Genomic DNA, 19966 nt, shown 5'->3' with positions numbered 1-19966 from the left:
GGTTTGTATTAGTTTAAAAAAATGTCTATAACGGTATTATGAATACCGATAAACCATCAAAATTAAACCTTCTATTGAGTACCATTCCTGCCGGAGTGGTGCTCACATCTGCGTGGCTGAGTGAGCAGGGTTACAGCGCGGAGTTGCAGAAACAATACCGTAAAAGCCAGTGGTTCCGGTCAATAGGAACAGGCGCTCTGATACGCGAGGGTGACCAGGTTGACTATCTGGGCGGCATCTATGCACTACAGTCACAGCTGGGAATGACAATCCATCCCGGAGCCAAAACGGCACTTTCCCTCCAGGGCAGGGCACATTATCTGGGCTTAAACGAACAGCGCGCGCTGTTGTTTGGTTCCCAGAGGGAGAAGCTGCCCAGATGGTATGACAGTTATCACTGGGGCATGAAAATTGATTACAAATCATCAGGTTTTCTCCCGCCAGACCTCGGCCTCGTTGAACTAGACCATAAGTCGTTCAACGTGAAAGTGTCCAGCCCGGCGCGTGCCCTCATGGAGTGCCTCTATCTTGCTCCCGATCACCAACCGCTGCTGGAAGTCTACGAACTGATGGAGGGGTTAAATAATCTGCGCCCCGTCACCGTACAGAAGCTGCTCGAAAACTGCACATCGATAAAAGTGAAGCGGCTCTTCCTGTATATGGCAGAAAAGGCAGGCCACGACTGGTTTAATTTTCTTAAAATTGAAAGAATCGATCTTGGAAGTGGTAAGAGAGTCATCGTTTCAGGCGGAAGTTTTAACGCCAGATATCAGATAACCATTCCAAAGGAACTGGAGTCAGCATCATGAAGGATAAATACAAAAAACAGGTCCAGCTGCTACTGGATGTGCTTCCCGAAGTTGCAAAAGAACCGTGCTTTGCCATGCATGGCGGCACTGCCATCAATCTTTTCTACCGCGAAATGCCAAGATTATCCGTAGATATCGATCTCACTTATATACCGATTGCTGAACGTGCTGAAAGCATAATCGGCATCAATCAGGCATTGCAGCGCGTTCAGCACAACATTCAAGCGCTTAGGGGTAGCATTCAGGTCCAGCACCGGACAGATGTATGCAAGCTGCAGGCGACGGAAAATGGTGTGCTCATCAAACTTGAGGTCAATATGGTTGGCAGGGGACTGATCGCCGAACCGGTGAAAATGCCACTGTGTGAACTGGCGCAGGAAGAGTTTGATGCTTTCTGCTCTATTCCGGTGGTATCGAAATCCCAGCTTTACGGCGGTAAGTTATGTGCAGCGCTGGACCGCCAGCACCCGCGAGATTTATTTGACGTAAAGCTGATGCTTGAAGAAGAAGGTTTCACGGATGAAATAAAACGCGGGCTGATTTATGGATTGGTCAGCAGTACGCGCCCAACGTATGAAATGCTGGATCCCCATTTGCTGGATCAGCGTAGCGCCTATGACAACCAGTTCATGGGAATGAGTGATCTTGCGTTCAGCTATGCAGATTACGAACAAACGAGAGATGTGCTTATCAGGACGATTCGCCAGTGCCTGACGCCCACGGATAAAGCCTTTCTTCTGAGCTTTAATCGCCTTGAGCCTGACTGGTCACTCCACAACTTCCAGGATTTCCCTTCCGTTAAATGGAAGCTCTTCAATCTTGGCAATTTCCGGAAAAACAACCCGGTCGAGTGGCAGGCACAGATCGATAAGCTGGAAGCCGTGTTCAGTATGTAATAGATAGACAGATGGGGAAAAATCGCTTTTCTCCGGTAACAATGTTACAGATACACATCAGTTTGATGGATGCTTGGATAAATTTTTAACCATAAAATCAATCACTTAACTTCGCATAACGTTAATTATGTTAAATTGCATACCAGGTTACGTCACCGATTCAGTGACAACACAATATTTACTGATAAAATCAACTTTTGAGGGACAGGTAACTATTTTCATACAGCCTTATTACCCCGACCATAAATTACAAATAAATATTTCATGGTAAAGGACTACTGACATGGATGAATACTCGATAACCCCGACTCTAACTATATATTTCCTGGCATGTGCTGCCTCAATCGTAGCAGGCGAAGCAGCAATACTTGTCTTTAGGAAAAAAAGGTATGGTTTTTTATATATAACTGCATTCTTTTTATGCACAGCACCAGCAACCGTTATATCTCAATTATTCCTTTACCCACAAAACGGAACGCTATCAGGAACAGGTTCCCTTTTCACCGGGGGTTCCGCGCTGATTGGCACCGTTGGGGCAGCATTAATTTATGCTACCGCAACATGGATTACTCACGATAAGAAAAAAGGGACATTTGCTGCACTTTTGAGCTTCATCATTCTGTCCACGATGCATTACACCTATATATCTAACTTCTTTTCCCCCTCATTATCATAAGTTCAGTGATAATCAATTCCAGGGTATTGGATAATAACCTGACTGTCTTATCCAATACACATCTGAAAATATGACAAAATCCCCTCCCTGACCGGTTAATTCTCTGAACTTCAAAAAGTCACTGTTTCTGACGAATGCAACTTTGATGGCCTTACCAGATTTATAGACGTTCATCCCCCCCACCAACGCCATAGCAGATCCAGAGCGTATTAAAATACCATCTGGCGTCCACATGCCTAAAGGCTGGTCCCAACTGCCGTCATTGGTAAAATCATAAACATCTTTCACGTACACTCCCGCATACTCGGCAGTAACGTATCGGCGGCCATCAAGTCCTTTAAAGGCATTGCCAGTTACTGCAACCTTTAATACATAAGTGCCTAATGACCCGTATACGTCATCCATCGTATCAAACAGGACATGTGTGGTTGCATTACCTGAAACGGTTATATAGTTGTTCTGATATGACTGTTCCAGCTCCCTTGCGCTCATAGACGGTTGGCCAATAATGTTTTTTCTGCCGTAGCTGTAGCTCCCTTCGCCATCCCATCCCAGCCTGCGTAAACGACGGGAAATTTGCGCCAGCCCTGCCTCAGAAAACGCTCTTTCTCTGAGAAGATCGGCTACCGCATTCCTGGCGTGAGAATATTCCATCAGCCAGGACATTTTAATAATCGAGTCATCACAATGCTGGTCAGGTATGTATTGTCCGTCAGGGAATGCAGTGCCGTTCTTCCACCCTGCGGGTATCTGCCACGCGGGAGAGGCAAACCATCTCTGCATCAGTTTAGCGGAACGTTTCCAGCCCATTTTTTTCATGGCCCCCCGGGATTTCCGTGATAGCCATTTGCTTCACTTCAGCGGAGGACGTTGACTGAACGGCATTATCTCTGGTTTTTTGTTCATCAACGACAAAATAAGTGTCCTGATCACCCCCCCCGGAACGGACATGTGAACCCAGTCTTTCAAGTGACATATATTCCCTTATTTTAACAATGGCCCCGGTGCCCTGACCGCAAGAAAGACTTTCTCAGAATCTGAAGTGAGCACCTTTACCGGAGGCCGGTAAAAGCCCGATGCCGGTGAACTGCCGGCATGCAGGAGGCATCCTTTTTTAAAGACAATAAAACCCAGAGGGTCGGGCGCAGGATTATTAATATAGAAACCGTGTGAGTAACCGCCAGCAGAGTCCTGGTTACTCAGTGCCAGTGCTTGCAGTGCTATCGACTCTGTACGAATTCTGGAGCTAATAGAAGGTCCGTCATCACACCAGTCCTGAATTCCCAGCTGATGAATCGCCGTCGCGCCACATGACGCCCTGTGGCCCTCCAGTACACGATAAGAGCCGAACACGGTAAACCGCTGGCACCCTTCCTGGAAAACAGACCAGCACAGGCACTTTGGACACCAGAACCGGTGCCCGACAAGCACTGCCTTATTGGTATTATTGTAAGTGCAGCTGGGATGTCCCTCTGTTAAAACACCTCCGTGCGTTGTGGTGTCCCCGGTCCAGATACAGCGTTTAGAAACCATGTCACTCATGGATCAATCCTTTTTCCAGCAGCGCCTGATATTCCTCTTCGCTATCAATGTAACCGCAGGAAACTCTGTTATTTGAGTATAAGAATAGCGCCATGCGCTTTTGCCCCGCGCGGATCAGTTCATCGCCATTACTCAGCATTGTCCCTGTACAGGCCGCAGTTAAACATTTGTCACCTAATTCAATGCCTGTAGAACGGTCCTTTAACACCGTCGCCTCTTTACCGTCAGGATAAGATACGGAGTCCCCTTCCTGTACGATACGATGACCATCTACAATAAAATCTGTGGTGCCAGCAGCCTGCCCTCCACGGGCGCTGATTGCCCCGGAAACGGCATAGAAATGGACAGAGGTTAACTGCGCTATATTATGTTCATCCATTTTATAAATTCCATTTTTTTGGGAAATGATCAACCTTGTGAAAGATATTATAAATACTTACAGGGTAATAAATAAGGTTTATCACTCCGTAAATTTGACAAATATCAGAATATCAAACCAATTAAAGTAAAAATTTATCTGAATGAATAAAATCACAAAATGACATTTTTAACAACTTAAGAGATCTCTCGCTCTCTTGAAATGTGACCTGTAACGATCTCACTTTACAATACAACCTTATTAGGTAAGAGGATTTTACGATCACATACCAGTCCTGTTTCTAGTGAGATTTAGATAAAATAAATGCATGTCCTAGAGGAGCAGGACTATTAGATAAAGGATTATTTGAAACTTTATAAAAAACCAAATAAATTAAAATATTATTAAAGAATATATTAATGATAAAAGAGTGAATTTAACATTAAATTCGTCATGAAAAACTGATCCGTTCGCGAATAAAACCCTCCTCTGCCAGACACCGCAATACACGGACAAAGACTTGTTAACGGGTCAAATCGCCCCGACTATAAAACCTGTTAACAGATTCCCGGAGCGTAAAATGCCAAACATCATTCTAAGTGACACCAGTGCCCGCATTAGCGAATTGAAGAAGAATCCAATGGGAACAGTGGGTTCCGGCAAAGGTTATCCGGTTGCCATATTGCACAGAAACCAGCCTGCATTTTACTGCATTCCTGCTGAACTCTGTGAGCGCATGCTTGATGCGCTGGACGATCAGGAACTGGCCCGGCTGGTCACCGAGCGTCGAGATCAGGCTCTGCATGATGCAGACCTGAATCAATAAGTTACCCTTTCAACCTGCCCGCTGCTTTCAGCGTTGCCCATCGTCTCTTTTCAATAAAGGGAGCAAGCCGTTCTTTCATCATTCTGACCTGCTCTTGCGGTGCGGAATGCAGAGATCCGGTAGTAAATGGCGGCTCAGGATCATATTCCAGCCCCAGCTGAATATTTTTAGCGGTTTCAACACCGTAAATTTCAGCCACGACATGTAACGCAAAATCGATGCCCGAAGTGACGCCCGCTCCGGTGATACGATTACCATCCCGAACCACCCGCTCACTGACAGGTTCCGCGCCCAGCAGGGCAAGCTGGTCTATGGATGACCAATGAGATGTGGCCTTATATCCCTGAAGCAGACCCGCTGCACCGAGGATCAGGGAACCCGTACAGACAGAAGTCACCAGCCTGGCCTGCTGGCTTTGCTGCCTGATAAACGCGAGCGTACTGTCATCGTCCATCAGGTCTATTTGCCCCGGTCCGCCAGGTATGCAAATCACATCCAGCGGCGGACAGCTGTCGAAGGTCTGTGTCGGTAGCATCCCCAGCCCGCGATCGGAAATCACAGGGTCCAGAGTCTTCCAGATAAGGTGGACCTTCGCGCCGGGCGCGCAGGCAAAAACCTCATAAGGGCCGGTCAGATCCAGCGAGGTTAATCTGGGGAACAGCAGCATACCGATAGAAATATCCGGGAAATCATTCATGATGGTCGCCTCCTGATAAAATAATACACCGCTATCTCGCTGATATTTTTCGACTATCTCACACTTTTTTATTGATTAAACGATTTCGTCATGCAATCAATAAAGTTTGGCTTAAAGCCGCCGATACCGATCCTAGCCTGGCCCCGCTTCACGGCCGATAAATCTGGAAAGTGAATCTGAATATGAGCGGGACTTTTTGTAGCGATGATGCTAAACGCCTGGCGGCCCTCGACATGCTGAAATCCGAGGATGCCACCCGCGATGAGATTTTGAAAAAGTTTGCCCAGCTGGCCAGCGAACTGTTGGGTGTCCCCGGCAGTTTTGTCTCCGTGCTGGATGATGAAAATCAGTACATCAAGGCCGCCTGCAATTTCGACTTGAAAAGAACCTCATTTCAGAATGCTTTCTGCCGTCACACCCTGGCACTCGATAACGTTCTGGTGTGCATTGACACGCACCTCGATGCGCGTTTCAGCCAGCATCCATTGACGATTGGGGAGCCATTTATCCGTTTTTACGCGGGCGCGCCACTGCGCAATCGCGATGGTATTCTGATCGGTACGCTGTGCGTTACCGACGTCACGCCGCATCATTTTTCAGACGATAAAACCGCCCTGCTTGAGCTGTTAGCCGGTCTGGTTGTGGGCTATCTGGATGCCTGGTATATCACCGGCTATCGGGATGTGGTGACACAGTTACCTAACCGACAGCGTCTGCTGAAAGATATCGAACTGTTGCAGCAGGCGGGCAATCATGAACCGCATAACCTGACGTTAATCGACTGCATTGATATGCCGCGCGCCTACGAGATTGCGCGATCGGTAGGAATGAATGCAGTGGAAACGTTGCTCAGGGAGCTGACCGCCATCCTGCGCACACGGCTGCGGCTGGAAGCGGATGATGTATTGTATACCGTGGCAGTCGGGCGTTTCGCGCTGTTAAGTGGTAAGGATCACGATAACCGTGGCCGGGAACTCAGCCACCGGCTCGGCGGCATACGCGCCCAGATATTTGACAATATTACGATTGATGCCAGACCGCACCTGGGTGAAGTCAGCTTTGTTCCGGCCGAGTCACAGGTCTCCGAAGTACTGCGCCGTGCGGTCAGCGCCCTGCATGAAGCCATCACGCTGAAGCAGAGCTACATGGCTTACAACGCCGACAGCGATGGCCGCAACAGCCAAAACTTCCGGCTGTTACATGACCTGGCGGCGGCGCTGCGCAGCAACAAAGGGCTGTATCTGGTGTATCAGCCGCAAATCTCACTACAGCACGGTAAACCGGTCGGGCTGGAAGCCCTCCTGCGCTGGGACCATCCGCTGTTCGGCAATATCCCGCCGGATGAATTTATCCCGCTGGTGGCCCAAACCAGTCTGATGGAAGAACTGACGGATTGGGTGATCGACCATACCCTTGCGCAGCTGCGTCAGTGGCGCAGTACCGGGCTGAATCTGCCGGCTTCGGTGAATCTGTGCGTCAGTGATTTTTCACGTGAAGACTTTGCCGATAAACTGGAAGAGAAAATACTCAATGCCGGGCTCAATCCCGACGATCTGTGCATTGAATGTCTTGAGACTGAGCAGGTGCTGGGGAATCCTGATGCGCGGCGTGGGTTAGATAAACTCAAGCTACGGGGTTTTCGTATTGCGCTGGATGACTTTGGTTCCGGTTACAGCAATATCAATACGCTGTGCCGTATTCCGGTGGATGTGATTAAGCTGGATCGGTCGCTGATCCAGCAGCTTTCTCACGACCCGGCGAGCGAAGTTATCGCCCGTCATGTCATCACCATGCTGAAAGAGCTGCATTATGTGGTGCTGGCCGAAGGCGTGGAAGATCAGCAAACCCTGGCCTCATTGCAGCGTTTAGGCTGTGATGAGATCCAGGGTTTTTATTACTCACGCCCTCTGGCACCGGAAGGTCTTGAGCACTGGCTCAGCAGCCACTACCCGGCGGCCACAGGCAATCAGGACTCGATCCAGACCGTCTGAGTGTTGGTGAACTCGCGCAGGCCGAAGTGTGACAGCTCACGGCCAAAGCCGCTTTTCTTCACGCCACCAATCGGCACGCGCGGATCGGAGAAGCTCGGGGAGTTAATAAACATCCCCCCGGTTTCAATCTGTGACGCCAGCTGCTGCGCTTTGGCCAGATCGCGGCTCCACAGGCTGCCACCCAGGCCGAACTCCGAATCATTAGCCATCGCAACGGCGTGCGCGGCATCGTCCGCCACAATCAGCGAGGCCACCGGGCCGAACAGTTCCTGGGTAAAGCTGGTCATGCCAGGTTTGACCTCACTGAGTACCGTGGGCGCATACCAGTTCCCTTCGCCTGGCAGCGCGTGACCACCCAGCAGCAGCGTAGCGCCCTCTTTCAGCGTTGCCTGCACCTGCGCATCCAGTTCGTCACGCAGATCGAAGCGTGCCATCGGACCAATCCAGGTCCCGGACTCACGCGGATCGCCAATTTTCATCGCTTTGACGGCGCTGACGAATTTCTCACTAAACTGCTCAAACACCGCCGCTTCCACAATAATGCGTTTTGCTGCAATACAGATCTGCCCGCTGTTCATAAAGCGCCCGGCGATAGCGCCCTTCACTGCCGCATCAATGTCCGCATCGGCCAGTACAATAAAGGCATCGGAGCCGCCCAGTTCGAGCACGCATTTCTTAATCGCGGCCCCGGAAAGCGCAGCGATGGCGGCACCGGCGCGCACGCTGCCCGTTACCGTCACGGCGGCAATACGCTTATCCGCGATCGCCTGCGCCACACCGTCATTGTCGGCATTCACCACCGCAAACAGGTCCTGCGGCACACCGGCATTTTCCAGAATATCCTGCAATAACAGCGCACAACCCATCACGTTCGGTGCCGGTTTCAGCAGATAGCTGTTGCCCGCCAGCATGATTGGCACAGCACCGCGCAACACCTGCCACACCGGAAAATTCCACGGCATCACGGACAGCACCGGGCCAAGTGGCAGATAATCAACGAAGGCTTTGTTGCCCTCCACCAGCGTCGGTTCACGCTTGAGGAACGCCGGGCCATGCTCAGCGTACCATTCGCACAGCCTGGCACTTTTTTCCACTTCAGCCAGCCCCTGATCGACAGGTTTACCCATTTCACCGGTCATCATATCGGCCAGTGCCTGGGCCTGCTGGCGCAGCCCGCCCGCGATATTCTGCAACAGCGCCACGCGATCGCTCATTGCACTGTGGCGCCACTGCTGAAATGCCGACCAGGTCGACGCCAGCGCCCCGCTGACCTCTGCGCTGCTGGCGAAAGGATAACGGGCAATGATTTCACCCGTGGCCGGATTACGTGAAATGGCTACTGCAGAAGAGACATTTGTCATGATGACCGCCTTATCAGAAAACAGAGAATGTGGCGCCGCGAATTCACCCATACGACGCGATATACCGTCATCATAGGCTTGCGATAGATTCTTTTAAAATGAATAATAGAGAAAATTACTGTCTCAAAAAGAGAATGATATGGAATTAGCTCAGCTGGAAATCTTCCGTGCCATCGCGGAGGAAGGCAGCGTCACGGCGGCGGCCGAAAAGTTACACCGGGTGCCGTCCAATATCTCCACACGACTGAAGCAGCTGGAAGAAGAACTCGGCTGTACCCTGTTCCGACGCGAAAAACTGCGTCTGCATATTACCGACAGCGGCAAAACGTTCCTCGACTATTCCCGGCGTATTTTGGCACTGACCGAGGAGGCGAAGCAACGTGTTTCCGGCCAGCTACCGGGAGGGATTTTTACCCTGGGTTCTATTGAAAGTTTTGCTGCCGTCAGGCTGCCGCCGCTGATTGCCCGCTACCATCAACGCTGGCCGCAGGTTGAGCTGGATCTGACCACCGGGCCGTCCGGGGATATGATCGATGGTGTGCTGGCCGGGCAGTACAGCGCCGCGTTTGTTGACGGGCCGCCGAAGCATCCGCAACTGGAGGGCGTAGCCGTATTTGCCGAAGAGCTGGTGCTGATTGCAGCGCTGAATCATCCGCCAGTGCCCTGTGCTGCCAGCATATCCGGTTCAACCATCTACGCATTCCGCGCCAACTGCTCCTACCGGCGGCATTTTGAAAACTGGTTTTCGCGGGAAAATGCCGCACCCGGTAAGATTTTTGAGATGGAGTCTTATCACGGTATTCTCGCCTGCGTCAGCGCCGGGGCAGGCCTGGCGCTGATCCCCGCCAGCATGCTGGACAGTATGCCCGGCAGGGACAGCGTACGTTCGTACCCGCTCAGCGACGGGCGCGGCAAAATTGCCATCTGGCTGGTCTGGCGCAAAGGCACACAATCCACTAATTTACAGGCCATGACGCAGCTTCTACAGACCAGTACCACCGACGAACCTGATGCTACCTTCTAAAAATACAGGGAAAAAAATATCACCATGAAGATGAAAACAGGTCTGGCGATCGCCGCACTTTTGCTCACCGGCAGCGCCCACGCCGGATGGTATGTGGTGGATAACTACGAAGGTTCGCTCGGTGCCTGGCCGGTACATCTGTCATTGCAGGAGTACGACAGCTATGGCAGCGGGCTCAATATCAAGGGCAGCTACTATTACGATAAGTATCGCGCCCCGATCCCGTTATACGGTAAACGCACCGCTGACACGCTCGAACTCTGCGAAGTTCATGGCGCTGACGACTACGACCGCGCGCTGGTTCAGGGGACAAAGAAGGGATTTGATACGCAGACCTGCCCGTTTCGCCTGACGCGCCAGGGCGACGACCTGACTGGCCACTGGCAACAGGGGGAAAAGCGCTACGCCGTCGCGCTGAAACACACTGCGTCGCTGGACAATACCGCAGAGGGCAAGATCACAGGCCAGCGCGTTGATATTCCTTTCTGGGGGCAAACCCCAACCCACAGCTTTATCGGCCACTATCAGGCCAGCCCTGACGGCATTGCTATCGACAGTATCAGTGTCGTCAATAAAAAAACCGGCAATACCGACCAGACGATCAATCCGCAGCTGCACCAGTGCCAGTTCGGCTTCTTTATGACGGCGATTTATCAGAATATAGAGAGTGATAACACGGGGAAAATGGTGTGGCTTAACTGCTACAGCGAGAAGGCCGATATCACCGTCGATTACCACTTTGATAACACCCGGCAACGCTATATCACCGCAGAATAGCGAGATCACGGGCGCCAGCGCGGGGAAGCGATGTGCCGTCCGTGATCTCGTCAGTTATCCGGGCACGCGCAGCGCACTTTGCAACAGCAGCAGTGAACAACTGACCACCGAAAAGAGCGCTTCACGACTGACGCCATCACGGGCCTGAACAGACAGCCCATGTAACAGCGTGGCGTAATAGTTTCCCAGGCATTCCGTATCCGTTCCCGCTAACAGCTGCTCGGCATCCGCCGCCCGCTGCACCCGTTCAACAATCCCCCGGGTACGGCATGTGCGTTGCTGCGCCAGCCACTCACTCAGCAGCGAATGATCATCACTTAAACCGCCCGTCGCCGAGACCACCATACAGCCGAGCGGCGCCTCGGGGCGGGCGTATAAACGGACAGCCTGTTCCAGCATCTCTCTGATGGCCACCAGGATATCAGGGTGCCGCAGGGCGCGTTCAGCAAATCCCCCTTCCTGCTGTTCGTAATGGCCGATAGCTTCACGAAACAACTGCTCTTTAGAGCCGAACGCCTTATAAATACGCGCCGAAGCGATCCCCAGCGCCGCCACCAGGTCAGACATGGAGGTGCCTTCATAGCCATGTCGCCAGAACAGATCCCGGGCCTGAACCAGTGCCGTCTGCCGGTCAAATTCTCTTGGTCTGCCCGCCATAATGTTTCCCGATAAGTCACGATAATCCGTGCCTATTATCCTGCATATTGTGCAAAAGCCCACTGTCAATCCATCACCCCGCACGCAGGAAGATGAACTCTTTGTGCTGCCACAGCGATCCTGTGTTGCCAGAAAACAGCTGCGGCCCTATTGTTTGTTGATCGACAACCAATAGGAAAACGCCATGAAAACGCTCAAAGGACCCAGCCTGCATCTGGCCCAGTTCAGCGACGATATTTATCCCTTTAATACCCTCGACACTGTCGCGGCCTGGGCACAGGACAACGGTTTTAAGGCGTTACAAATCCCCGCATGGGACAGCCGTCTGTTCGACGTCAATACGGCAGCACAAAGCCAGACCTACTGCGACGATCTGCGCGGACGCCTGGCGGAGCGCGGCCTGGCAATCAGTGAACTGACCAGCCATATTTTCGGCCAGCTGATGGCCGTGCATCCCGCCTATGACGCGCTGTGCGACGGCTTCGCTCCACCTGCACTGCGCGGCGATCCATCGGCCCGTCAGGCCTGGGCAGAAACACAGCTGCTGGCCACGCTTAAAGCGGCATCACGCCTGGGTTTAGAGGATGTCGGCACTTTTTCCGGCTCGCTGGCCTGGCCCTATATCTTTCCTTTTCCCCAGCGTCCGGCGGGGCTGGTGGAAAGTGCCTTTGATGAACTGGCACGCCGCTGGCAGCCCGTGCTGGATGCAGCCGAAGAGCTGGGCGTGAATCTGTGCTTTGAGATCCATCCAGGAGAAGATCTGCATGACGGCATCAGCTTCGAGATGTTTTTACAGCGCACCGGGAACCACCCGCGCTGCAAAATCCTGTTCGATCCCAGCCACTTTGTTCTTCAGCAACTGAAATACCTGGATTTTATCGATATCTATCATCCTTTTATCCGCATGTTTCACGTTAAGGATGCCGAGTTTGTCCCGACAGGACGCCAGGGAATGTACGGGGGTTACCAGTCCTGGTCCGATCGCGCCGGACGTTTTCGCTCGACCGGTGACGGGCAGGTGAACTTCCCGGCTATCTTCTCAAAACTGGCGCAGTACGATTTTCCCGGCTGGGCCACGCTGGAGTGGGAGTGCTGCCTGAAGAACAAACAGGATGGCGCACGGGAAGGAGCCGAATTTATCCGACGCCATATTATCAACGTGGCCGATACCGTGTTTGATGATTTTGCCGCTGCCAGCGTCAGCCAGGCGCAGATAAACACACTGTTAGGGATCAACTGATCATGGAAAAGAAACACCACTATCTGCGGATTGCAGGACGAAAACTGCACTGTGTTACCGAAGGGAAAGGCCCGGCCGTGCTGCTGCTGCCGGGATGGCCGCAAACCTGGTTTACCTGGCGTGATGTCATGACAACGCTGGCACAGTCCGGCTTCACCGCCGTGGCGATCGATCCGCCAGGCACCGGAGAATCTGAAGCGCCCACCGAGGGTTACGACACCGGGAATATCGCCGCAGTGGCCCACCAGCTGATGACACAGCTGGATTACTCCCGTTATCAGGTCATCGGCCACGATATCGGTATGTGGGTAGGCTACGCGCTGGCGGCCGATTTTCCCGAGGCGGTTGAACGCCTGATTCTGACCGAAGCGGTGATCCCCGGACTGGCCCCCGCACCGCCCATTTTTGTCGATCCGCAGGACAATATCTTCCTCTGGCACTTTATGTTTAACCAGCTGGCCGACCTGCCGGAGGCGCTGACCACGGGCCGCGAACGCGCCTATCTCAGCTTTATCTTTGATAAATGGTCATGGCAACGTCACCGGGTGGCGGCCGAGGTCTATATCCAGGCCTACAGCGAACCCGGGCGGCTCCAGGCCGGTTTCAGTTATTATCGCGCCATACCTGAAACCATCCGCCAGAATCAGCGCCGCGCACTGACACCGCTACCGATGCCCGTGCTGGCCATTGGCGCAGAACATGCCACCCGCGATGCGCCGTATCTGACGATGCAGCCCGTCGCACCGCACCTGCAACACGCCCTGGTGGAGAATTGCGGTCACTTTATTACCGAAGAGTGCCCTGAAGCATTCTGTCGTCTGGCTCTGCCATTTTTACAAGGAATGACCGATGCCGCTGAATAAAGATATTGCTGGCTGGCTTACCGGGCAGACGCCAGCGGAGCCGCTGTCGCTGGCGGCACTTCGCCACCAGACCGATCTCAGTCTGATCGCGCAGCAGGGGGAAGCCCGCGATGGCCACTATCAGCACAGCTTCACCGTGCCCGCAGCCGATGGTCACGCTATCGCGGTTCGGGTCTATGTGCCCTACGCGCTGGAACAGCACACAAAACGCCCTGCGTTGATCTGGGCTCACGGGGGAGGATGGTGCCTGGGCAGCCTCACGGCATGGGATCGACCCTGTCGCCTGCTGGCAGAAAACACCGGGTGTGTGGTGTTTTCCGTTGATTACCGGCTGGCACCTGAATCCCCCTGGCCAGTACCGTTAAACGATTTCTGGCAGGCACTGTGCTGGATCAGCGACCATGCCGCAGACTGGGATCTGGACAGCACGCGGATTGCCGTGGGGGGTGATAGTGCCGGGGGAAATCTGGCGGCAGCGGTATGCCTGATGGCACGGGACCGGGGAGGACCCGCCGTTTACCATCAGCTGTTACTCTACCCGGCGCTGGATCCCAACCTGTCGCAACCGTCTTATCAGACATATGGTCAGGGTTACGGGCTGACAAAAGAGGTGATGGCGTTCTGCTGGCAGCAGTATCTTGGCCAGCAGCCGCTGCCGGAAACATCGCTGTTTTCCCCGCTGCACATGTCTTCGGCACGCGGCTTACCCGCAACAACACTGTTGCTGTGTGAGTACGATCCGCTAAGGGATGAAGGCGAGGCCTTTGCACGGCGTCTTATCGCGGAGGGCGTGAACGTGAACCTCCACTGGCTCGACGGCATGATCCACGGTGCAATGCACATGACCAGCATCACTCAGGAGGCAGAACGCTGCTATAGCCTTTCCCGCTTTATCTGAGAGTCTTCAGCGCCCGCGCATAACAGGCGCTGAAACCTGCCGTCGGATTGCCGCCAGCGTCCGGCGACGTATCAGGCCACTGGCCGCGCGGATCAGCAACCAGTAAGGCAGCAGTTTGAGGCGGGTACGGGTATCCGGGCAGCCGATAAAGGTTTCAGTACATAACCGCCAGGCCTCGCCCTCCGGCAGCAGATGAAAATGCAGCACCAGCCGGGCAACACCCTGCCCCTGAAGCCGTTCGAAGTCAGCCGCATCCTGCAGCGAAATAATCCCCATATCCGGCTGCCAGAAACGCCCCGCCAGGCCAAACGAGATCTGATGATCCTGACGTTGCAACAGGGTAAACGTGTGCAGGCCAAATTCAGGCTGCGGGTTTGCCGGAGGCCTGCCCAGGCGCAGCGCCTTCCCCGGCAGTTCGCGCACCGTCATCAGTGCATTAGCGACCCGATCGTTACGCATATCATAGTCTGCGACCGCAGTAATAATCGCGTGCGGAGCGGCATAAATCGGGGCGGACTGGTGTTTTTCGTAGAAGTGAGTCGCGGGTAGATACGACGTATGGCACAGAGAGTGATGGCGATCCTTTTCACTCACCCATCCGAGAATGGTCATTCCTGCTCCTGATTAACATGGCTGGCTTCCCTGTCGATAGTAGCGCGCCGATGTGTTTCACGCATAAAAAAACCGCCGGGATAAGCGGCGGTTTTCAGAAAATCTGTTTAGTGATAGCTGATGGTGGTGCCATACAGACTGTTCGCGCCCGTTACCCGGGCTAGTGCTAACGGTCTGGCCGCAGTGGCGGCAGGCGTTCCCGAGAGCTGGACGTCCAGTGATACCAGCGTGGTGCTACCGGTGACATAGGTGGTCGCCACCGCAGGTTGAACCGTACTCACATGCCCTTCAGGAAGTGCTGCCAGGCTGGCACCAGACATCGTGCTCAGGATGACGGCAACAAGGGCGGATTTGCTGCGTTTCATACTATCCCCTTGATGCTCATTCATTGTCATCGCTATTACTGGTAAATCACTGCGGTGCCGTTCAGTTTATTGTCGCCGACAGCAGAGGTGATTCGGAATGATTTAGCGCCCGCCTGGTCAGCTTTCGCAGACAGCTGGGATTCCAGTGAAGACAGGTTAGACGCACCGCTGGCAGAAATTACACCCACCTGCTGCTGCTGAACAGGTTCTGCATTAACAAGATCAGCGGCAAAACCGGCGAAAGAAACAGAAGTCAGTGCGATAGCAGCCAGGGTCATTTTGATGGTTTTCATAATTTTACTCTCAGTTGAATTCGGTGGTTTGATGTTGCCGTCGTTATTAATTAACGATCGATAGGTAAATTTTATGCCTGTTTGTGATCTCCGTCAACATTGTTTTATTAACGATCGATAATTTAATAACTAACACATTGAATTTATTTCGAATAAAGTTATGTTTTTTTCTTCTTCACGCAAGGTCACAGCACATGAAAACGCCGCTCGACAGCCGGGTTCAATGTTTTTATACTGATTGATAATTTAATGACCGAGCGGGATTGCGTAAGTGAGGAATGATGAATACTGAGCAGGACGCAGGCATCCGAAAAAGCCGGGGACGGCCAAAAACATTTGACCGGGAAGCCGCGCTGGATAAAGCGCTGGAACTGTTCTGGCGTCATGGCTACGAAGGAACATCACTGGCGGATTTAGTCGAAGCCACGGGCGCGAAAGCGCCAACGCTGTATGCGGAATTTACCAATAAAGAAGGGATGTTCCGCGCCGCCGTCGATCGCTACACGGAGAAGTTTGCCCGCCAGAGTGAAGCCGCGCTGGCCTGCCCGGAAAGCTGCGTCGCCAGCGGCATAGAAAACTATTTCCGTTCAACGGCCGCCTGTTTCACTGATGGTAAAAAACCCGGAGGCTGCTTCTTTATCTGTACCTCCAGCACCCTGTCAGCGGATTCGTCGGAAGTGGCTGAGATGCTGCGCGACCGACATAACAATCAGGAACAGCATCTGCTGGCGTTTTTGCAGGCACGCCAGGCCGCCGGAGAGCTTGACCCGCGCACCAGCGTCAGTGCGCTGGCGGCGTATCTCTGCTGCCTATTGCAGGGCATGTCAGTACGCGCACGTGAAGGGGCGACGCACGCAGAGCTGGATCAATTGATTGATACGCTGATGTTGCAGTGGCCGGTGTTAAGTCAACCACGCGGCTGAAAACGGAAGGGTTCTCCCTTCCGCTTTGCCTGATGTCCTCAGCGCGGCGGGCGTTCCAGCCCCAAATGCCCGCGCAGCGTATCCAACGGATACTCCTCGCGGAATACGCCTCTTTCCTGTCACAACAACGGCACCACGTCGTTGAAGAATGCATCTGACGCACCTGGCACCCGGAGAAGCGTCCAGAAACAGGGCAAGATGCAGAGACATGCAGTTATCCTTTTGCCGGCTGATGGCTGACGCTGAGATCGCTGTCGAACCACTTCTCAGAAATTTTCTTCAGCGTGCCATCTGCGCGCAGCTCGCCCAGCGCCTGGTCCACTTTCGCCTTCAGCGCGCTGCCCCGCTCATCTTTACGGAACGGCAGCGCCACCTGCTTCTCACCAAAGGTTTCACCCACCACCTTCAGCGGCAAATGTTTGCGCTTAATCTGCCCCAGCAGGATCACCTGACCGGAGACAAACGCATCCACTTTGCCCTGCGCCACGCTGCTGACAATCACATCCATCCCTTCAAAGGTCACCAGCTTAATCTGGTTCTGCGGGTCAAACTCCTTCAGCACCTTCGCATAATTGGAACCAAGCTCCGCCGCCACGGTTTTGCCTGTCATATCACCCAGGCCGTGGATGGTGGTGTTGTTTTCACTCACCGCCAGTGCGGCCGCAGAGTAGTAATAGGGCACGCTGAAATCATACTTTTTCCGCCGTTCCGGGGTATCGGCAAAGTTACCGACCGTATCGACCTTACCGGTTTCCAGCGATCCCAGCACACCGACCCAGTCAGAGGTTACCCACTCCACTTTGTAGTGAATTTTATCGGCCACCGCCTGCAAAATCTCCGCGCTAAATCCCTGAATCTTACCGTCCTGCACAAAGTAGTGCGGGTAACCGTCCGGCGTAGCGCCCACGCGTAAAACCGGCTGTTCGTTTGCGGAGTCAGACGGCTTGTCGCAACCGCTCAGCAGCGACAGGGCGCAGGCCATCAGCGCTACTTTTTTCCATTTCATTGTTCTGTTTTCCCGATTGGTCAGACGTTATAAGGTTTGCCGATATAGCGTTCCAGCTGTCGCTGCAGTTCGCTCAGCACAATGGTCAGCGCCCAGTACACCAGGCCCACGGCGAAATAGGCTTCAAAAAATTTCAGTGACTCGGTGGCGATCAGCTTGCCGCCCGCCAGCAGTTCGCTAACGCCCAGCGTGAACGCCAGCGAGGAGTTTTTAATCAGACCAATCCAGATATTGCCCGCGCCGGGGATCGCATTGCGGCACGCCTGGGGCAGCACAATACGCCGCGCCGCCTGAAAGCTGCCCAGGCCGGAGGCTAGCGAGGCCTCCCACTGCCCTTCGTCCACGGAATCAATCGCCGCACGAAACACTTCGGCCAGATAGGCCGCGCTGTTGAGGCTTAGCCCCAGGATCACCGCGTGAATGGCATCGAGGTTGTTCATCAGCGGAAACACCTGCGGCAAACCAAAGTAGATCATCAGCAGCTGCACCAGCACCGGCGTGCCGCGAAAGAAAGAGATATACAGATGGGCACAGGCCGCCAGCGGACGCGCTGCACGCAACAGTAAGGCCACGCCCAACCCTAAAACGGTGGCGAGCACAATGGAGAACAGTGAAATGGTCAGCGTCACCGGCAGGTACTGAAGGATCTGGGGGATAATGCCCAGCATGTAAGCCACATCAAAATGCATCAATAACCTCCCTGTTGCGATCAGGCAACATCATGAAGAAAGTGCCGCGCACGGCCGTCACCAGCGATATCGAACAGTACGGCGGGGGGACCCTGCTCGATAATCCGGCCCTGCTCCATAAAGAACAGGCGGCTGGAAATATCGCGGGCGAAATGCATCTCGTGGGTGACAATCAGCATGGTGAAATCCCGTTCCGCCAGCGCAGCAATCAGGTTAAGAATATCGCGGCGTAATTCCGGGTCGAGCGATGAGGTCGGTTCATCCAGCAACAGCACCTCAGGTTCAAGACTCAGCGCACGGGCGATGCCCACCCGCTGCTGCTGGCCGCCGGACAGCGTGGCCGGATACGCCGCCGCTTTGTGCGCCAGCCCCACGCTGGTCAGCAGCGCCATGCCGCGCTCTGTGGCATCCGCACGCGAAAAGCCGCGCCCGTAGATCAGCACTTCAGTGATGTTCTCTAACGCCGTTTTATTGCGGAACAGATTGTAATGCTGGAACACCATCGCGCTCTGACGGCGAAAACGGCGGGTATCACTGCGGCTGAGCCGACGGACATCAACGGACATATCGCCCATCGTCAGCTGACCGCTGTCGGGTTTCACCAGCAGATTAAGGCTGCGTAACAGAGTAGATTTTCCGGAACCGGAAGGGCCGATGATTGAGATCACCTCACCCCGTTCAACAGTGAAATGAATATCATTAAGTGCATGATAATGCTGGAATTTTTTATTTAATCCGCTAACCGATATCATCGTCGCCCCGGGTAAAAAATGACATCCAGGCAGTGTAGCGTTGCAGAAATGAGTAAACGAATGCTTAAAAAACATAAGGTTATACGATAATTGGAGAAGAAAAAAGATCCTTCAATTTACTATCATCCTGCGTTTAAAGTATTAACCTCACTAAAAAAGCTGGGAAAACCTCACCTTAATTACAAGAAGGCAAAATAATGCAGTTTAATAATCACTGGAGGATTGTTTTTCAGAAGCGAACTCAACAACTAACGTTCCACAATCTAGCATGCCGAAATTAAGTGTTTCTGGCTTCCGGTTTTCATAGAAAGGCACAAGCCAAAATCTTCCTTGATTATTGATATCACAATCCACAAAGTTAACACCCGCATTATTAGCCGACACGAGGGCTGATTGCCAATCTTTCCAACCATTATCATCACGAAGTATATACTGAAGTACACGCATTTTTGCCTGTTCCGGTGTGTAAGCCACACATTCCTCCACGTTTTTATCACTGTATAAATATGCTCCTGTTCGTAAATAGGCTAGTAAGGCGATGCCAGCCGTTACTATAATCATAGCAATGAGAACAGCTGATACAGATCGAAAAAAAATCTTACTCATAAACAACCTTCTTTGATAATTTTATTTTACGTTAAAAAACATTTATTTTCATTTGATAACGTTAGAAACCCAATAAATTAAATTAATAATCCCATTTTTCTCCCT

At 52.9% G+C, this 19966-nt stretch carries 24 protein-coding genes; 11 read left to right on the top strand and 13 right to left on the bottom strand.

Annotated features, from left to right (window positions below; genetic code table 11):
* Positions 1-38: 38 nt before the first annotated feature.
* From ACFL9S_RS16235 to ACFL9S_RS16225, 3 genes are all read left to right on the top strand, one after another.
* Complete coding sequence (locus ACFL9S_RS16235) at positions 39-809, top strand: type IV toxin-antitoxin system AbiEi family antitoxin (RefSeq protein ID WP_405262926.1); 771 nt, start codon at positions 39-41, stop codon at positions 807-809.
* The gene (locus ACFL9S_RS16230) at positions 806-1705 is read left to right on the top strand and encodes a nucleotidyl transferase AbiEii/AbiGii toxin family protein (RefSeq protein ID WP_405262925.1); all 900 of its coding nucleotides are present in this window, start codon (positions 806-808) and stop codon (positions 1703-1705) included. The genes ACFL9S_RS16235 and ACFL9S_RS16230 overlap by 4 nt, the downstream gene beginning before the upstream one ends.
* Before the next feature lie 283 nt (positions 1706-1988).
* Complete coding sequence (locus ACFL9S_RS16225; RefSeq protein ID WP_405262924.1) at positions 1989-2381, top strand: hypothetical protein; 393 nt, start codon at positions 1989-1991, stop codon at positions 2379-2381.
* 12 nt (positions 2382-2393) lie between these two features.
* On the opposite strand, the gene ACFL9S_RS16220 is transcribed toward ACFL9S_RS16225, so the two are convergent.
* The 3 genes from ACFL9S_RS16220 to ACFL9S_RS16210 all read right to left on the bottom strand — a co-directional run bounded on the left by ACFL9S_RS16220 (position 2394) and on the right by ACFL9S_RS16210 (position 4302).
* Positions 2394-3200, bottom strand: a complete 807-nt coding sequence (locus ACFL9S_RS16220; protein ID WP_405262923.1) for a DUF6402 family protein — start codon at positions 3198-3200, stop codon at positions 2394-2396.
* Between the two features lie 165 nt (positions 3201-3365).
* Positions 3366-3914: a PAAR domain-containing protein gene (locus ACFL9S_RS16215; protein ID WP_405262970.1), complete on the bottom strand. Its 549-nt coding sequence runs from the start codon at positions 3912-3914 to the stop codon at positions 3366-3368.
* A 1-nt stretch (position 3915) separates the two neighbouring features.
* Positions 3916-4302: a hypothetical protein gene (locus ACFL9S_RS16210; RefSeq protein ID WP_405262922.1), complete on the bottom strand. Its 387-nt coding sequence runs from the start codon at positions 4300-4302 to the stop codon at positions 3916-3918.
* Positions 4303-4861: 559 nt separating this feature from the next.
* Between ACFL9S_RS16210 and ACFL9S_RS16205 the strand changes: the two genes are divergently transcribed.
* Entirely contained in the window at positions 4862-5107 is a 246-nt protein-coding gene (locus ACFL9S_RS16205; RefSeq protein ID WP_405262921.1) for a type II toxin-antitoxin system Phd/YefM family antitoxin, read from the top strand.
* Position 5108: 1 nt separating this feature from the next.
* Here ACFL9S_RS16205 and ACFL9S_RS16200 read toward each other — a convergent pair whose 3' ends face one another.
* On the bottom strand, positions 5109-5804 hold the full coding sequence (locus ACFL9S_RS16200) for a DJ-1/PfpI family protein (protein WP_405262920.1): 696 nt from the start codon (positions 5802-5804) through the stop codon (positions 5109-5111).
* A 182-nt stretch (positions 5805-5986) separates the two neighbouring features.
* Between ACFL9S_RS16200 and ACFL9S_RS16195 the strand changes: the two genes are divergently transcribed.
* Entirely contained in the window at positions 5987-7795 is a 1809-nt protein-coding gene (locus ACFL9S_RS16195; RefSeq protein WP_405262919.1) for an EAL domain-containing protein, read from the top strand.
* On the opposite strand, the gene ACFL9S_RS16190 is transcribed toward ACFL9S_RS16195, so the two are convergent.
* On the bottom strand, positions 7771-9156 hold the full coding sequence (locus ACFL9S_RS16190) for an NAD-dependent succinate-semialdehyde dehydrogenase (RefSeq protein ID WP_405262918.1): 1386 nt from the start codon (positions 9154-9156) through the stop codon (positions 7771-7773). The genes ACFL9S_RS16195 and ACFL9S_RS16190 overlap by 25 nt on opposite strands.
* Positions 9157-9295: 139 nt before the next feature.
* On the opposite strand from ACFL9S_RS16190, the gene ptrR reads away from it, so the two are divergent.
* Positions 9296-10180, top strand: coding sequence for a putrescine utilization regulator PtrR (gene ptrR / locus ACFL9S_RS16185; protein ID WP_405262917.1), 885 nt, complete (start codon positions 9296-9298; stop codon positions 10178-10180).
* Positions 10181-10204: 24 nt separating this feature from the next.
* Positions 10205-10957 (top strand): hypothetical protein, encoded by a 753-nt coding sequence (locus ACFL9S_RS16180; protein ID WP_405262916.1) that lies wholly within the window; start codon positions 10205-10207, stop codon positions 10955-10957.
* 54 nt (positions 10958-11011) lie between these two features.
* Here the strand turns inward: ACFL9S_RS16180 and ACFL9S_RS16175 are convergent, their stop codons facing one another.
* Complete coding sequence (locus tag ACFL9S_RS16175) at positions 11012-11614, bottom strand: TetR/AcrR family transcriptional regulator (RefSeq protein ID WP_405262915.1); 603 nt, start codon at positions 11612-11614, stop codon at positions 11012-11014.
* Between the two features lie 184 nt (positions 11615-11798).
* On the opposite strand from ACFL9S_RS16175, the gene ACFL9S_RS16170 reads away from it, so the two are divergent.
* From ACFL9S_RS16170 to ACFL9S_RS16160, 3 genes are read left to right on the top strand one after another with little or no spacing between them, the layout of a single operon-like run.
* Complete coding sequence (locus tag ACFL9S_RS16170) at positions 11799-12854, top strand: sugar phosphate isomerase/epimerase family protein (protein WP_405262914.1); 1056 nt, start codon at positions 11799-11801, stop codon at positions 12852-12854.
* A gap of 2 nt (positions 12855-12856) precedes the next feature.
* Positions 12857-13717 (top strand): alpha/beta fold hydrolase, encoded by an 861-nt coding sequence (locus ACFL9S_RS16165; protein WP_405262913.1) that lies wholly within the window; start codon positions 12857-12859, stop codon positions 13715-13717.
* Positions 13704-14615, top strand: a complete 912-nt coding sequence (locus ACFL9S_RS16160) for an alpha/beta hydrolase (RefSeq protein ID WP_405262912.1) — start codon at positions 13704-13706, stop codon at positions 14613-14615. The genes ACFL9S_RS16165 and ACFL9S_RS16160 overlap by 14 nt, the downstream gene beginning before the upstream one ends.
* A 6-nt stretch (positions 14616-14621) precedes the next feature.
* Here the strand turns inward: ACFL9S_RS16160 and ACFL9S_RS16155 are convergent, their stop codons facing one another.
* The 3 genes from ACFL9S_RS16155 to ACFL9S_RS16145 form a co-directional block, all read right to left on the bottom strand.
* The gene (locus ACFL9S_RS16155) at positions 14622-15227 is read right to left on the bottom strand and encodes a hypothetical protein (RefSeq protein ID WP_405262911.1); all 606 of its coding nucleotides are present in this window, start codon (positions 15225-15227) and stop codon (positions 14622-14624) included.
* Positions 15228-15334: 107 nt separating this feature from the next.
* Complete coding sequence (locus tag ACFL9S_RS16150) at positions 15335-15592, bottom strand: hypothetical protein (RefSeq protein WP_405262910.1); 258 nt, start codon at positions 15590-15592, stop codon at positions 15335-15337.
* Positions 15593-15627: 35 nt separating this feature from the next.
* Positions 15628-15885 carry a YdgH/BhsA/McbA-like domain containing protein gene (locus ACFL9S_RS16145; RefSeq protein ID WP_405262909.1) on the bottom strand — a complete coding sequence of 86 codons (258 nt, stop codon included), beginning with the start codon at positions 15883-15885 and terminating at the stop codon, positions 15628-15630.
* A 281-nt stretch (positions 15886-16166) separates the two neighbouring features.
* Here ACFL9S_RS16145 and ACFL9S_RS16140 point away from each other — a divergent pair, with 281 nt between their 5' ends.
* Entirely contained in the window at positions 16167-16808 is a 642-nt protein-coding gene (locus ACFL9S_RS16140; RefSeq protein ID WP_405262969.1) for a TetR/AcrR family transcriptional regulator, read from the top strand.
* Between the two features lie 214 nt (positions 16809-17022).
* Here the strand turns inward: ACFL9S_RS16140 and ACFL9S_RS16135 are convergent, their stop codons facing one another.
* The 4 genes from ACFL9S_RS16135 to ACFL9S_RS16120 form a co-directional block, all read right to left on the bottom strand.
* Entirely contained in the window at positions 17023-17814 is a 792-nt protein-coding gene (locus ACFL9S_RS16135; RefSeq protein WP_405262908.1) for an amino acid ABC transporter substrate-binding protein, read from the bottom strand.
* Positions 17815-17834: 20 nt separating this feature from the next.
* On the bottom strand, positions 17835-18503 hold the full coding sequence (locus ACFL9S_RS16130; protein ID WP_405262907.1) for an amino acid ABC transporter permease: 669 nt from the start codon (positions 18501-18503) through the stop codon (positions 17835-17837).
* Positions 18504-18523: 20 nt separating this feature from the next.
* On the bottom strand, positions 18524-19255 hold the full coding sequence (locus tag ACFL9S_RS16125) for an amino acid ABC transporter ATP-binding protein (protein ID WP_405262905.1): 732 nt from the start codon (positions 19253-19255) through the stop codon (positions 18524-18526).
* 204 nt (positions 19256-19459) lie between these two features.
* Entirely contained in the window at positions 19460-19861 is a 402-nt protein-coding gene (locus tag ACFL9S_RS16120; RefSeq protein ID WP_405262904.1) for a hypothetical protein, read from the bottom strand.
* Positions 19862-19966 lie beyond the last annotated feature (105 nt).

This window comes from Erwinia sp. AnSW2-5, assembly GCF_045107195.1.
Lineage (GTDB): Bacteria > Pseudomonadota > Gammaproteobacteria > Enterobacterales > Enterobacteriaceae > Erwinia.
This window is presented reverse-complemented; position numbering and strand designations above follow the sequence as displayed.

Excerpts from the sequence above, each read along its gene's own strand:
- ACFL9S_RS16235 (WP_405262926.1), top strand. The coding sequence starts at position 39 with ATGAATACCGATAAACCATCAAAATTAAACCTTCTATTGAGTACCATT.
- ACFL9S_RS16230 (WP_405262925.1), top strand. The coding sequence starts at position 806 with ATGAAGGATAAATACAAAAAACAGGTCCAGCTGCTACTGGATGTGCTT.
- ACFL9S_RS16225 (WP_405262924.1), top strand. The coding sequence starts at position 1,989 with ATGGATGAATACTCGATAACCCCGACTCTAACTATATATTTCCTGGCA.
- ACFL9S_RS16220 (WP_405262923.1), bottom strand. The coding sequence starts at position 3,200 with ATGAAAAAAATGGGCTGGAAACGTTCCGCTAAACTGATGCAGAGATGG.
- ACFL9S_RS16215 (WP_405262970.1), bottom strand. The coding sequence starts at position 3,914 with ATGGTTTCTAAACGCTGTATCTGGACCGGGGACACCACAACGCACGGA.
- ACFL9S_RS16210 (WP_405262922.1), bottom strand. The coding sequence starts at position 4,302 with ATGGATGAACATAATATAGCGCAGTTAACCTCTGTCCATTTCTATGCC.
- ACFL9S_RS16205 (WP_405262921.1), top strand. The coding sequence starts at position 4,862 with ATGCCAAACATCATTCTAAGTGACACCAGTGCCCGCATTAGCGAATTG.
- ACFL9S_RS16200 (WP_405262920.1), bottom strand. The coding sequence starts at position 5,804 with ATGAATGATTTCCCGGATATTTCTATCGGTATGCTGCTGTTCCCCAGA.
- ACFL9S_RS16195 (WP_405262919.1), top strand. The coding sequence starts at position 5,987 with ATGAGCGGGACTTTTTGTAGCGATGATGCTAAACGCCTGGCGGCCCTC.
- ACFL9S_RS16190 (WP_405262918.1), bottom strand. The coding sequence starts at position 9,156 with ATGACAAATGTCTCTTCTGCAGTAGCCATTTCACGTAATCCGGCCACG.
- ptrR (WP_405262917.1), top strand. The coding sequence starts at position 9,296 with ATGGAATTAGCTCAGCTGGAAATCTTCCGTGCCATCGCGGAGGAAGGC.
- ACFL9S_RS16180 (WP_405262916.1), top strand. The coding sequence starts at position 10,205 with ATGAAGATGAAAACAGGTCTGGCGATCGCCGCACTTTTGCTCACCGGC.
- ACFL9S_RS16175 (WP_405262915.1), bottom strand. The coding sequence starts at position 11,614 with ATGGCGGGCAGACCAAGAGAATTTGACCGGCAGACGGCACTGGTTCAG.
- ACFL9S_RS16170 (WP_405262914.1), top strand. The coding sequence starts at position 11,799 with ATGAAAACGCTCAAAGGACCCAGCCTGCATCTGGCCCAGTTCAGCGAC.
- ACFL9S_RS16165 (WP_405262913.1), top strand. The coding sequence starts at position 12,857 with ATGGAAAAGAAACACCACTATCTGCGGATTGCAGGACGAAAACTGCAC.
- ACFL9S_RS16160 (WP_405262912.1), top strand. The coding sequence starts at position 13,704 with ATGCCGCTGAATAAAGATATTGCTGGCTGGCTTACCGGGCAGACGCCA.
- ACFL9S_RS16155 (WP_405262911.1), bottom strand. The coding sequence starts at position 15,227 with ATGACCATTCTCGGATGGGTGAGTGAAAAGGATCGCCATCACTCTCTG.
- ACFL9S_RS16150 (WP_405262910.1), bottom strand. The coding sequence starts at position 15,592 with ATGAAACGCAGCAAATCCGCCCTTGTTGCCGTCATCCTGAGCACGATG.
- ACFL9S_RS16145 (WP_405262909.1), bottom strand. The coding sequence starts at position 15,885 with ATGAAAACCATCAAAATGACCCTGGCTGCTATCGCACTGACTTCTGTT.
- ACFL9S_RS16140 (WP_405262969.1), top strand. The coding sequence starts at position 16,167 with ATGAATACTGAGCAGGACGCAGGCATCCGAAAAAGCCGGGGACGGCCA.
- ACFL9S_RS16135 (WP_405262908.1), bottom strand. The coding sequence starts at position 17,814 with ATGAAATGGAAAAAAGTAGCGCTGATGGCCTGCGCCCTGTCGCTGCTG.
- ACFL9S_RS16130 (WP_405262907.1), bottom strand. The coding sequence starts at position 18,503 with ATGCATTTTGATGTGGCTTACATGCTGGGCATTATCCCCCAGATCCTT.
- ACFL9S_RS16125 (WP_405262905.1), bottom strand. The coding sequence starts at position 19,255 with ATGATATCGGTTAGCGGATTAAATAAAAAATTCCAGCATTATCATGCA.
- ACFL9S_RS16120 (WP_405262904.1), bottom strand. The coding sequence starts at position 19,861 with ATGAGTAAGATTTTTTTTCGATCTGTATCAGCTGTTCTCATTGCTATG.